Consider the following 12857-nt stretch of genomic DNA (forward strand, 5'->3'; position numbering starts at 1 on the left):
GGTGTGATCCGAGCGACATTCCGGCCATTACCGGGGGGTAAGTTTGTTGGCGTAACCACGGCGACACTGGGAGAGGCAATGAGGCTTTCGCTTTCACCAGAAGAGGTGAAATTCCGGGATGAGCTGCGTGAGTTCTACCGGACCAAGATTCCGGCGGAGATCCGCGACCGCGTGAAGTACGGCTTGGAACTGTCCAAGGACGACATCGTCACCACCCACCGAATCCTCAACGAACACGGCCTGGCGGTCCCGAAGTGGCCGGTGGCGTGGGGCGGCAAGGACTGGACCCCCATGCAGCGGCACCTCTGGGAGGACGAGATGCAGCTCGCCTCGGTCCCGGAACCGCTCACCTTCAATGCCCAGATGATCGGTCCCGTCATCGCGCAGTTCGGTTCCGAGGAGCTCAAGCAGCGCTTCCTCCCGCCGACCGCCAATCTCGACATCTGGTGGTGCCAGGGCTTTTCCGAGCCCGACGCCGGCTCCGACCTGGCCTCGCTGCGCACCACCGCGGTGCGCGACGGCGACTCCTACATCGTCAACGGCCAGAAGATCTGGACCACGCTGGCGCAGTACGCCGACTGGATCTTCTGCCTGGTGCGCACCGATCCGAACGCCAAGAAGCAGGCCGGCATCTCGATGCTGCTCTTCGACGTGAAGACCCCGGGCGTGACCATCCGGCCGATCAAGCTGATCGACGGGCATCACGAGGTCAACGAGGTCTTCTTCGAGAACGTGCGGGTCCCCGCCGATCAGCTGGTCGGCGAGGAGAACATGGGCTGGACCTACGCCAAGTTCCTGCTCGGCAACGAACGCACCGGCATCACCGGCGTCGGCCGCACCAAGGTCAAACTGGGTGTGGCGAAGGAGTATGCGGCGCAGACCAAGTCGGGTTCCGGCACGCTGCTCGAGGATCCGGTGTTCGCGGCCCGCGTCGCGGAACTGGAGAACGAACTGCTGGCGCTGGAGCTCACCCTCATGCGCGTGGTCTCCAATTCCAGTGACGGCAAACCGAATCCGGCGTCCTCGGTGCTGAAGCTGCGCGGCTCGGAACTGCAGCAGGCGGCCACCGAACTGCTGCTGGATATCGCGGGCCCGGACGCCCTGCCCGTCCAGGCCGCCGGCACCGCCTCGCCCGATTGGGCGCAGCGCACCGGCCCGGCGTACCTGAATTACCGCAAGACCACCATCTACGGAGGCTCCAGCGAGGTGCAGCGCACCATCATCGCCTCCACCATCCTCGGATTGTGAGCCGCCGCCATGGATTTCGAACTCACCGATGAACAGGTCATGCTCCGCGACACCGTCCGCGATCTGCTGGCGCGGGCCTACGACCCGGAGACCCGGCTGAAGGTCACCGACACCGAACTGGGCTGGAGCCGCGAGGTCTGGAACCAGCTCGCCGAACTCGGCGTGCTGGGACTGGCTTTCAGCGAGGAGGACGGCGGCGTCGGCGCGGGACCGGTCGAGGTCATGGTCGTGCTGGAGGAGATCGGGCGGCGCAATGCGCCCGAACCGGTGCTGGACGCCGTGCTGGTGCCGGGCGGCTTGATCGCCCAGGCGGGCACCGACGCGCAGAAGCAGCGGGTGCTGCCGGAGCTGGTGGCGGGCACGAAACTGCTGGCCTTCGCGCATTCCGAGCCCGGAACCCGCTGGCCCGCAGCCGAACTCGGCACCAAGGCGGTGGCGCAGGGCGACGGTTACGTGCTCACCGGCGTCAAGAACCCGGTCCCGCACGGTGACTGCGCCGACGAACTGGTGGTCAGCGCCACCCTCCCCGACGGCGGGCTGGGCCTGTTCCTGGTCGCCGCCGATGCCGCCGGCGTGACCCGCACGCCGTACCGCACCTTCGACGAGCGCCGCGGCGCGCAACTCGAATTCGACGGCGCGGCAGGCGAACTGCTCGGCGGACTGGCCGATGCCACGGCGGCGCTGGACGCGGTCACCGCGCAGGCCCAGGCGAGCCTGTGCGCCGAATCGCTGGGCGCGATGGAGGAGTCGCTGCGGCTCACCACCGAATACCTGAAGACCCGCAAGCAGTTCGGGGTCACGCTGTCGAAGTTCCAGACCCTCACCCAGCGGGCGGCGAACATGTACGTGTCGCTGGAACTGGCGCGCAGCATGAGCTACTACGCGACCGCCGCGCTGGCGGACGGGATCACCGATCCGGTGGTGGGTTCGCGAGCCCGGCTGCAGGTCGGCCGCGCGGCCCGGCACATCGGGCAGGAGGCCATTCAGATGCACGGCGGCATCGGTATCACCACCGAGTACCCGGTGAGCCATTACGTCGCGCGCCTCACCGCCATCGCCCGCACCCTGGGCAGCGATCTCGAGCACCTGCGCGTGCTCAGCGACAAGATCGGCGATTACGGCCTGGTCGAGTTCTGATCTGCTCTCGTGGCTGCCGCCGTGCCCGTTCCGGATTCGGAACGGGCACGGCCGTTTCCGCTCACGAGACCACGTCCGGGCCGCTCACGCCGCCAGTCGCCAGCGGTGCAGCTCGTCACCGTGGCGGGTGAGCCAGGTGCCGTCGCCGAGCGCGATCACCGATTCGCCCGCCGGCACCGGGTAGTGGACCTGCCCGAGCGGCCGCAGTTCGGCGCTGTCCAGCACCCAGTGCACATGGGTGCGCCGAGCCGGGCCGGAGGCGTGCGGCTCCGACGGTCGCAGCACGGTGAGCACCCGGTCGGCGTCCAGCACCGTGTCCTCGGGAAAGTCGTCCGCGCAGGCGTTCTCGTTCAATTCCGTGGTGTCCAGCCGCGCGATCGGCTCACCCGTGGCGATGTCGTAGAGCGCCAGTTCTTCGAAATCGTCTTCCGCATCGTCGGGGAAGTCAGGCCAGCGCCTCGTGACCAACCGGTCGGTGCCCGGTAAGAACCCCACCGGCACCAGCGATCGCGCCCCGCCGACGAACCGGAACCCGCCCTCGCGCGCCAGCCCCCACCAGGTCATCCACCCACCCCAGGGCACCCACATCGAAATGGCGAGCCGCGCCCGCTCCGGATGCCACCGCTGCACCTCCCGCTGCGAAGTCCCCTGCGCCGCAGCCCGTTCGACCACCGCACCGGTGGCGACATCCAGCACCGCGATGTCATCGGCCAGCCAAGCCCGGCCCCCGGCGTAATCCTTGGCCAGATTGGGCACGAACACACTCACCAGCGCCCCGTCCGCACTCACCGCCGGATTCCCCAGCGCCCCACCGGATCCATGCCACGCATCATGCGCCAACCGCCACCGCGCACTCCCGCCCCGCGTCATCGCCCGCACCGAATCCCCGTCGGCGACAACGAATCCGCCATCCCGCAACGGCGCCCCCCGCTCGCCTTCGCCCAGCCCCAACTCCGACATCGGCTCCGCGGCATCGCCTTCGAAGAATTCCTCCCGATCGAATACCCGCAGCAGTCCCGGCGTCCGGACCGCGATCCGCGCATCCGGCAGCGACTCCACCACGCCGTCCGTCACGGCAGCACCGAGCGCCACGACGTCGAGCGGCGGAACCTGCGTGTACTTCACCCGGCCGATGCTCACACGCCCACCCCCGCTCCCACAATCCGGCGATCGCATTCGGGGGCGGCGGCCGGTCCGCTGCCTACCGTCGTGCGTTTACTCGTCGTCCTCGGCGGTGGCGGCGGGGCGGGCGGCGGAGGAAGTGCTCGCGGCCGGTTCCGTGGGCGGGGCCTCGGTGGTGGTCGGGCGCACCGGATCCGTTGTGGGCGGGGCGGGTTCGGTGGTGGTGGGGCGCGGCCGGGTGGTGCGGGAAGTGGTGGGCCGAGAGGGGGTGGTGCGGGTGGTGGTGTCGCCGCTGGGGTCCGCGTCGGGGGAGTCCGTTTCGGAGACCGTGGTGCGCGGGCGGCGCGGGGGCTGGTCGGCGGCGACGCGCCAGGAGGGGGACGGCGGGATGATCACGGCGGGGGTGGTGGTGCCGGACGAGACGGTCTCCGCCACTTGGAGATTGGCGTTCATGGGCGGCGGCGCCACATAGATGTCCTGGCCGCCGAGGCCGCACGCGCCGATGAGAATGAGGCCCGCGGAGACCGCGCCCACGCCGATGGCGGCATAGGCCACGGGCTTGGGCAGGGGGCGCGACGGTAGGGCGTCGCGCGCGTCCGCGCCGGCGTTGCTGCCGTCCATTGTGGGCACTCCTGATTCGTGTCGAGTGGGCTCACCCTAACGGAGGTGCTAGTACGGTGCCAGGCGGGTGGTCGGTACGAATATTCGACGGGTGCCCCCGAATTAAGCGGATACGGCAACATCTCAAACAGCGATGATTCAGATATCGAATCAGTAAAGTCCGCGTGTTGTGCGCACGTGTCGCATGGACTTTTCGTTGCGGAGCCGTAATGTGTGTCCAAAGTTACACGTGAGACGCTCGAAATTTGCCGAGAGGCGCGCCGATGAATCGCGACCCCCGGGTGAGCGTCATCGAGGAGTAGATGATGGGTGCATTCTCGACATCTCCGATGCGCGCCGCCGCGCAGACCGGGGAACCCGCGGCCACCGGGCCGGCGCGGTTGTCGGCAATCCTGGCCCGCACCGTCGCGTGGTTGATCTTCCTCGGGGGAATCACGGGCGCCGTTCTCGGCATTGCCGGACTACACGTGGAAATTACCGTGGCGGGTTTGATTCTCGCCTGCACCGCCGGATTGGTGCTCTTGAAACTCCGCGCCGACGCCACTGGCTAATTTTTCGCAAATATTCCCTATCGGGAAATGACCCATTCGAAAGCAGCGGCTTTCGAACGACTTCCCTCCGCGGTGCGGGAACGATTCGGTTCGCCGAGTTCGCTCAGCAACTTTTCCGACAAATCGACCAAAGTTGCCAATACCGGCGGCGTGAACCATTCCGGCCGGGTGGCGAAGAGCAGATCCTCGCTGGAGGTATTGCCGGATGCGCCCGGCGCGAACGGGCAGCCGCCGAGCCCGCCCAGCGATCCGTCCACCACGCCCGCGCCGGCGGCGACGGCGGCCAGGGAATTGGCCACGCCCATGCCCCAGGTGTCGTGCCCGTGGAAGACGATGCGCCGCCCCGCCTCCGGTCCGAACCGTCCCTGTCCGGCGACCGCCGCCACCAGCGCCGACACCTGACCCGGATACGCCTGCCCGAGCGTATCGGCGAGCACGATGTCCGCCGCGCCCGCGGTGCGCGGATCACGCGCGATCCCGAGCACCCGCGCCGGATCCACCGGCCCCTCGAACGGGCAGGTGAAAGCCGTTGCCAGGCACAGCTGCAGCCGCCCGCCCGCCGCCTCGGCGATCCGGATGGCATCCGGCATGGCCGCCACGCTGTCCTCGGTGGTGCGCCCGATATTGGCCTTGTTGTGCGAATCCGATACCGAGAAGCAGTACTGGAAGTTCCGCACCCCGGCCGCCGCGGCCTTCTCCACGTGCCGCGGCGTCGCCACCCACAGCCAGCAGCGTTCCAGCTCCTGCGGGGTCAGCGCGGCGACCAGTTCGAGGGTATTGGCCATGGGCGGCACCAGATCCGGCCGCGCCATGGAGCCGATCTCCAGTTCCGGCACGCCCGCGCCCAGCAGCGCGCGCACGATCTCCACCTTGCGCTCGGTCGGCAGCACCTTGCCGGTGAGCTGCAAGCCGTCGCGCAGGGTCACGTCTCGCAGGATCGCGGTCATTTCGCCTCCAGCGCATCGATTTCGGCATCGGACAGGCCGAGCAGCCCGGACAGTACTTCGCGGGTGTGCTCGCCCAGGTCGGGCCCGACATTGCGGATGGGCAGCGACTGCCCGCCGATCACCGGCACGATGCCCGGGAACCCGACCTCCTTGGGTTCGGGCTCGCCCACGTCCACCCGGAAGGGCTGAATCATATTGCGCGACCGGTACTGCTCGTCGGCCACGATATCGGCGGCGGTGTAGATGGGCCCGCACGGAATGGCGGCGTCCTCCAGGACCTTCAGCGCCTCCGCGCGGGTGCGCAGCCGCGACCAGTCGGCGATGGCGGCGTCGAGCCGATCGCGATTGCGCCAGCGCCCGGCATTGTCCTGCAGTTCCGGATCGGCTGCCAGGTCCGGCCGCTCGATGACCTGCATGTACCGCTGGAAGATGGCATCGCCGTTGCCGCCGATGATGATCGAGTAGCCGTCGCTGGTCGGATACGCGTTGCTGGGCGCGATGCCCTCCATGCGCCCGCCCACCCGCTCGCGCACGATCCCGTACGCGAGATAGTCGGGCACCAGGGATTCCATCACCGACAGGATCGATTCATTGAGCGCCACATCGATGACGCGCCGATCCAACGGCACTCGCCCTTCGGTGCGCTCACGCTGGAACAACGCCATGACCGTGCCGAACGCCGCGTAGATCCCCGCGATCGAATCGCCGATGGACACCCCCACCCGCACGGGCGGCCGGTCCGGATCCCCGACCAGTTCCCGCAAGCCGCCCACGGCCTCGGCGACCGCCGCGAATCCCGGCCGCTGTGACAGCGGCCCGGTCTGCCCGTACGCCGAGATCCGGGTGATCACCAGATCCGGATTGGCCGCGTTCAAGACCTCCGGCCCCAGCCCCCACTTCTCCAGCATCCCCGGCCGGAAGTTCTCCAGCAGCACATCGCACTGCTTGATCAGCTCGAGGACGATCGCCCGCCCCGCCTCGGTGCGCAAATCCAGCGTGATCGACTTCTTGTTCCGGTTCACGGTCCGGTACAGCATCGAGGTGTCACCACCGTAGAGCCGCCAATTCCGCAGCTCGTCACCGGTTTTCGGCCGCTCGACCTTGATCACCTCGGCCCCGAAGTCCCCGAGCATCCGGCCCGCCGTGGGTGCGGCGACGTAGTTACCCAACTCCAGCACACGCACGCCATCGAGCGGCCGAATCTCCATGGTCACAAACCTTAGAGAAAGCGCGCGAACACGAACAGGCCGGTGCGGCGGGCTTATCGATGAGGATGCCCGTCGCACCGGCCTGGAGCCCGGTTCGTGGTGCACGCAAGAAACCGCGAACCGGGCCGTGTGAGGTGAATGCCGTTGTCCGGCCGCGGCGTCAGGCCGCCTTCGGGGTCACTTCCTCGATGATCGAGTAGTGCTCGGCATTGCCGGTGATGATGGTGGATTCGTCGCCGTGCACGCCGACCGGCACATCGCCGGCCAACGTGATGCGGGTCAGGCGGCGCGGCTGGCCGTCGTAGTCGTCGATGGCGTAGTGCTGGGTGGCGCGGTTGTCCCAGATCGCCACGTCGCCGAGCTGCCAGTTCCAGCGGGTGGTGTTCTCCAGGCGGGTGACCCGGTGCTGCAGCAGCTGGAACAGCGCCTGCGATTCGGCGGCGGACAGGCCCACGAAGTTCTTCACGAAATGGCCGAGCAGCAGGGCGCGTTCGCCGGTGACCGGGTGCACGCGCACCACCGGGTGCTCGGTCTCGTAGTAGGTGGACTGGAATTCCTCGCGGTACGCCTTGATATTGGCGGTCACCTGATCGTTCTCGCCGCGCTCGATCTCGGTGCGGTCGGCGGCATAGTCGTAGGCGTTGGTGTGCCGCGCGCGCAGGTTCTCGACCAGCGCCTTGAGCGGAGCCGGCAGCGCTTCGTAGGCGGCCACGGTGGAGGCCCAGGTGGTGGAACCGCCATAGGGCGGCAGGTGCACCGCGCGCAGGATGGACGCCTTCGGAATCCGGTCCACGAAGGTGACGTCGGTGTGCCAGCTGTTGGCGCGGCCGTACTCCGAATCGATGGGCAGCGACTTGACGCCCTTGGAGGTGACGGTCGGATGCGGGGTGGTGGGGGCGCCGAGCAGCTGCGCGAATTCGTGCTGCCCGTCCTCGGTCAGATGCTCCTGGCCGCGGAAGAAGATCACCTTGTGCTGGTGCAGCGCGTCCTGGATGGCCTGGACGGTCACCGAGTCCAGATCCCCGCCCAGCTTCACGCCGTCGATGCGCGCGCCGATCTTGCTGCCCAGCTTCACGACGGTGACGGTGGAGGTGTCGGATGCGTAATCGACGGACATGCAATGCCTTTCGCCCGGAGGAGTCCGGCTCGGTTGAGCCGTACCCAGAACACCACCGGGCGCACCGCCGAAACAGGTTCAGGATCAGCGGGATCGAAAGGCGTTACCCGACGTGTTCGCGTAGGTAGGCCAGGTCGTCGGCCACGCCGTCGCCCGGCGTCTCCAGCACGATGGGCGCGTCACCCACCGCCTTGCACACCTCGACCAGCAGTTGCGGATCGATGGTCCCGTCGGCGAGGTTGGCGTGCCGGTCCGCCCCGGAGTCGAACTCGTCGCGCGAGGAGTTCAGGTGCACCAGATCGATGCGCCCGGTGATGGCCTTGATCCGGTCCACCACCCCGAGCAGCTCCTCACCGCCCGCCCAGGCGTGACAGGTGTCCAGGCAGAATCCGGCCCCGAACTCGCCGACGGCCTCCCACAGCCGGGCGATATCGTCGAAGTGCCGGGCCATGGCGTGATTGCCGCCGGCGGTGTTCTCGATCAGGATCGGCACCGCGAACCCGCCCTTGTCCTCCTGGCGCTGGAACAGCTTGCGCCAGTTGAGGATCCCCTCCACGATCTCGTCGTCCTTGCGCACGTGCCCGCCGTGCACCACCAGCCCGAACGCCCCGAGGTCGGCGGCGGCCTGCGCCTGCAAGGCCACCGCATTGCGCGAGGGCATGCGCAGCCGGTTGTTCAGGCTGGCCACATTGATCTGATACGAGGAGTGCACCACCACCTCGATGGGGCTGGCCTTGATCTCCTCGGTGAGCGGGTGCGGCTTCGGTTTCTCCCAGCTCTGCGGGTCCACCACGAACATCTGGATGACGTCGGCCCCCAGCTTCTCACCGAAGCCGATGGGGTCGCTGTCCATACGAACGTGAGCTCCAAGGCGCATGGATGCCAGCGTATCGCCGAGCACCGACAGGGACGCGGGATCACGCGGCGGTACAAGCGAATCTTCAGTGTTGCGTAAGCGCGATGCGCGGAGATAGATCGGTAGGAATCTGTCCGTCCGACCCGATTCAGGGGGGTGAATGCGCTTGTCAGCCAATGGCAACGGCCGAAGTATCGACGAAACTACGGCCGACCTGCGCGCCTGCTATGGTTTCGGTGTTTTCTCGGGTCGGTCCGAGCTCGATCATGCCGATCGGTTGCGGTACAGCGCGCGCTGGTGGGTCCCGGCGTGCGACGTGGGAAGTGGGAAGTAGTCATGCTGTCCAACGGTGACGTTTTCGCCGAGTATGTCATCGAGCGGCAGCTCGGGCGCGGTGGCATGGGCTCGGTGTATCTGGCCAAGCATCCGCGCCTGCCGCGCATGACGGCGCTCAAGCTGCTGAACCGGGAAATGGTGTTCGACAAGGAGGTTCGGGCGCGCTTCGAGCGCGAGGCCGACCTGGTCGCCCAGCTGGACCACCACAATATCGTCACCGTCTACGACCGCGGGCTCGAAGACGGCCAGATGTGGATCTCCATGCAGTACATCGACGGCGTCGATGCCGCGAGCGTGAATCCGCTGGTGCTGCCGCCGGAGCGGGCCGTGCAGATCATCGCCGAGGTCGGCGACGCGCTGGACTACGCGCACCGCAACGAGGTGCTGCACCGCGATGTGAAGCCGGCCAATATCCTGCTCGCGCGGTCCACCGGCGGTAAGGGCGAACGCGTCTACCTCACCGACTTCGGCATCGCGCGCCTGCGCGACGATCAGGGCCAGAACCTCACGCAGACCGGCACTTTCACCGCGACCCTGGCCTACGCCTCGCCGGAGCAGCTGACCGGTTCGGCGCTGGACGGGCGTTCGGATCAGTACTCCCTGGCCTGCACGCTGTTCTGGTTGCTCACCGGTGCGGGCCCGTTCTCGGCCACCAATCCGGCCGCGGTCATCCAGGGGCATCTGCAGAATCCGCCGCCGCCGCTCAGTTCGGCCCGGCCCGGCCTGCCGCCGTCGCTGGATCTGGTGCTGGCCAAGGCCATGGCCAAGCGGCCCGACGAGCGTTTCCCCAGCTGTAGCGAATTCGCGGCCGCCGCCCGCCGCGCGCTGGCCTCCCCGAGCGCCCCGGCCATGCCGCTGGTGGGCCGGACCGCACCGCCCATGCCGATCATGGGGCAGGGGCCGACCGCCGGTCCGATGACGGCGGGCCAGCTGCCGACCGGTATGCCCATGCCGACCGGCGGGCACATGCACACGGGCGGACAGCCCATGCCGACCGCCGGTTCCATGCACACCGCGCCGCCCAACCCGACCGCCAACGCCATGCCGTATCAGTCCGGCCCGCAGGTCAATACGGCCACGCCGCCCCCGCAGCCGGTGGCCGGCACCTACACCGGCCGCGCCACCAACCCGCAGTTCACGCCGCCCGGCAATGCCTACACCCGCCCGTCCGGTCCGGTGCCGCCCGGCGCCCGCCCGCCCGGCATCAACCCGATGGCCGGCGGCCGTCCGCCCATGCCGCCCAAGAAGTCCAATGCCGGGCTGATCATCGCGATCGTGGTGGGCGTGCTGGTGCTGGCCGTGGTCGCGCTCATCGGCCTGGCCGCCATCGGCAGCGACAGCGGTTCGGGCAGCTCCGGCTCGTCCGCGCCCAGCGGTTCGGGCACCGCCAAGAATGTGGACTGGTCCTCGCTGAGCAAGGAATTCCCGCGCATGGTGCCGACCACCAAGACCGGTGAACTCGGCTACAACAGCGCCAACTGCTATCTCTACGAATCGTCGAGCCCGCCGGAGAAGTCCGACGGCGAACCCGATTTCGGCGACTGGTCGGTGCAGTGGATCTGCTCGGGCGGCGGCGACTACAAGGACCCGTTCTACCGGCTCATCGCCTACCCGTCCTCGGCCAAGGCGCAGGCGGTGGTCGACGGCCTGGTCGCCGACAAGAAGTCGCAGGACACCAATGGCGGCAAGACCTACACCAACTACCAGTTCACCGACAATAACCAGCCGCGCCTGGTGACCGCCTTCACCGGCGACGCCAACCGCAGCCAGTACCTCATGTACACCGACGGCGTGTACGACTCCATGGACGACGTACTGCGCTGGTGGCGTTCGGCACCTCTGAACTGAACCGGTTGTCCGCGCCGCCGCCCCCGCGCTAGGGTCCGGTCCGGACAGGCGGATGAAAGGTGCCTTTGTGCTGCGGAGCGGTGAGACGTTCGCGGGGTATGAGATCGAACGCGAACTCGGCCGCGGCGGGATGGGGTCGGTGTATCTGGCCCGGCATCCGCGTTTGCCCCGGCTGGTGGCGCTCAAGCTGCTGAATCGGGAATTGTTCGGGGACGGCGAGGTTCGAGCGCGCTTCGAACGTGAGGGTGATCTCGTAGCGCGCTTGGACCATCCGAATATCGTGCCGGTGTTCGACCGGGGGTTCGACGACGGGCGGTCGTGGATCGCCATGCGGTTCATCGACGGGGTGGACGCGGCCTCGCTGCAGGCGGGGGAGCTGTCTCCGGCGCAGGCGATCCGGATCATCGCCGAGACGGCCAAGGCCCTCGACTACGCGCACCGCAAGGGCGTCCTGCACCGGGACGTGAAGCCCGCCAACATCCTGCTGGAGCAGGCCGACGGGGAAGAGCGAATCTTCCTGGCGGACTTCGGGATCGCGCGACTACGCGACGAATCGACCAAGCTCACCCAGACCGGATCCTTCACCGCCACGCTGGCTTACGCTGCGCCCGAACAGCTTTCGGGACATCCGCTGGACGGCCGCTGCGATCAGTATTCGCTGGCCTGCTCGCTGTTCCGGCTGCTCACCGGCACCGTGCCGTTCACCGCGGAGCATCCGGTGGCGGTCATGCAGGGGCATCTGAACCAGCCGCCGCCCCCGGTGAGCGGATTGCGTGCGGGTCTGCCGCCCGCCCTGGACGCGGTGATGGCGCGGGCGCTGGCCAAGCATCCGCGCGATCGATTCGAATCCTGTACCGCCTTCGCCACCGCCGCCCAGCAGGCGCTGTACGCCACCGGACCGAGTACGCGGCACAGCGTTCCGCAGGCGAGTTACAGCCCGGCGCAGGCCTTCACCCCGCCGCGCCCGCAACCGGCGCACACGCCGCCCCGGCCGCAGTCGGCCTACACCGCACCGCAGCCGGCCTTCACCGCTTCGCAGCCGAGCCCGACCCGGACCGGCTACCGGTCCACCGGCAACCGGCCGGCCAATTCCCCCGGCTGGCGGCCGGAGAAGCGCAAGCCGAAGCCGAAGAAGCGGCTGCGCGGCTGCCTGCTCACCCTGCTGGCGCTGATCGTGGTGCCGCTGGTGGCCATCGGCGCCCTGCTGGTGTGGATCGACCGGGTCGCGAATTCCGGCTCCACCGCCCCGACCACGCCCGCCCCGGCGCCGATCACCACCACCGAGGAAGAGCCGGAGCCGACCACCGAGGCGCCCACCACCACCGAGACTCCGGCCGATCTCGTCCCCTCCGGGGAGATCGGCGCGAACGCCCAGCTGCTGAGCAAGCTGTTCCCGAGCATGCTGCCGGAGGCCAATCCGTCGCTGTCGTTCAATGCCGGCACCGGCTACCAGGGCGCGGCCTGCATGACCTACGCCTCCAATGCCGCGGTGCCTTCGCTGGCCGCCGACGAGCCCGCCTTCGGCAACACCCTCCCGGTCTGGAACTGCTTCGGCGGCAATAGCCGCGCCACCTACCGGTTCATCCTGTACCCGGCCTCCACCGACGCGCAGGCCGTCCTGGCCGGGCTGCCCGCCAACACCAAGTCCAGCACCACCCTGAACGGGCACAGCTACACCAACTACGTGCTGAAGGGCAGCGACCCCTACCGCCCGCGCATGGTCACGGCCTTCGGCGACGGCGCGTCCGGCCGCGGCCAGGTGCTGATGTACAGCGTCGGCTTCATCGCGAACGAACAGGACCTGCTCACCTGGTGGAATTCGGCTCCCCTGGGCTGACCCCCATCTTCTGGGGGCAGATACGTCCG

At 68.4% G+C, this 12857-nt stretch carries 11 protein-coding genes; 5 read left to right on the forward strand and 6 right to left on the reverse strand.

The window, feature by feature from the left end:
* Positions 1-78 precede the first annotated feature (78 nt).
* Positions 79-1248, forward strand: a complete 1170-nt coding sequence (locus NY1_RS29130) for an acyl-CoA dehydrogenase family protein (protein ID WP_067720227.1) — start codon at positions 79-81, stop codon at positions 1246-1248.
* A 9-nt stretch (positions 1249-1257) separates the two neighbouring features.
* Positions 1258-2385, forward strand: a complete 1128-nt coding sequence (locus NY1_RS29135) for an acyl-CoA dehydrogenase family protein (protein ID WP_067720229.1) — start codon at positions 1258-1260, stop codon at positions 2383-2385.
* 84 nt (positions 2386-2469) lie between these two features.
* Here the strand turns inward: NY1_RS29135 and NY1_RS29140 are convergent, their stop codons facing one another.
* Both NY1_RS29140 and NY1_RS43815 read right to left on the reverse strand, forming a co-directional pair.
* Positions 2470-3525, reverse strand: a complete 1056-nt coding sequence (locus NY1_RS29140) for a hypothetical protein (RefSeq protein WP_067720231.1) — start codon at positions 3523-3525, stop codon at positions 2470-2472.
* A gap of 75 nt (positions 3526-3600) precedes the next feature.
* Positions 3601-4128 (reverse strand): hypothetical protein, encoded by a 528-nt coding sequence (locus NY1_RS43815; RefSeq protein ID WP_067720233.1) that lies wholly within the window; start codon positions 4126-4128, stop codon positions 3601-3603.
* Between the two features lie 305 nt (positions 4129-4433).
* Here NY1_RS43815 and NY1_RS29150 point away from each other — a divergent pair, with 305 nt between their 5' ends.
* Positions 4434-4679 carry a hypothetical protein gene (locus tag NY1_RS29150; protein ID WP_157762535.1) on the forward strand — a complete coding sequence of 82 codons (246 nt, stop codon included), beginning with the start codon at positions 4434-4436 and terminating at the stop codon, positions 4677-4679.
* 17 nt (positions 4680-4696) lie between these two features.
* Here NY1_RS29150 and NY1_RS29155 read toward each other — a convergent pair whose 3' ends face one another.
* The 4 genes from NY1_RS29155 to NY1_RS29170 form a co-directional block, all read right to left on the reverse strand.
* Positions 4697-5626, reverse strand: coding sequence for a hydroxymethylglutaryl-CoA lyase-like TIM-barrel protein (locus NY1_RS29155; RefSeq protein ID WP_067720238.1), 930 nt, complete (start codon positions 5624-5626; stop codon positions 4697-4699).
* Positions 5623-6834: a CaiB/BaiF CoA transferase family protein gene (locus NY1_RS29160; protein WP_067720241.1), complete on the reverse strand. Its 1212-nt coding sequence runs from the start codon at positions 6832-6834 to the stop codon at positions 5623-5625. Before NY1_RS29160 ends, NY1_RS29155 begins: the two co-directional genes overlap by 4 nt.
* Positions 6835-6994: 160 nt before the next feature.
* Positions 6995-7951: a TauD/TfdA dioxygenase family protein gene (locus NY1_RS29165; protein ID WP_067720243.1), complete on the reverse strand. Its 957-nt coding sequence runs from the start codon at positions 7949-7951 to the stop codon at positions 6995-6997.
* Between the two features lie 103 nt (positions 7952-8054).
* The gene (locus NY1_RS29170; protein WP_067720245.1) at positions 8055-8828 is read right to left on the reverse strand and encodes a deoxyribonuclease IV; all 774 of its coding nucleotides are present in this window, start codon (positions 8826-8828) and stop codon (positions 8055-8057) included.
* Positions 8829-9143: 315 nt separating this feature from the next.
* Between NY1_RS29170 and NY1_RS29175 the strand changes: the two genes are divergently transcribed.
* Both NY1_RS29175 and NY1_RS29180 read left to right on the forward strand, forming a co-directional pair.
* Positions 9144-10991 carry a serine/threonine protein kinase gene (locus NY1_RS29175; RefSeq protein WP_067720247.1) on the forward strand — a complete coding sequence of 616 codons (1848 nt, stop codon included), beginning with the start codon at positions 9144-9146 and terminating at the stop codon, positions 10989-10991.
* 67 nt (positions 10992-11058) lie between these two features.
* A complete protein-coding gene (locus NY1_RS29180; protein ID WP_067720249.1) occupies positions 11059-12828 on the forward strand; it encodes a serine/threonine-protein kinase in 1770 nt (589 codons plus the stop codon).
* Positions 12829-12857: the final 29 nt, after the last annotated feature.

The organism is Nocardia yamanashiensis NBRC 100130, assembly GCF_001613325.1.
Lineage (GTDB): Bacteria > Actinomycetota > Actinomycetes > Mycobacteriales > Mycobacteriaceae > Nocardia > Nocardia yamanashiensis.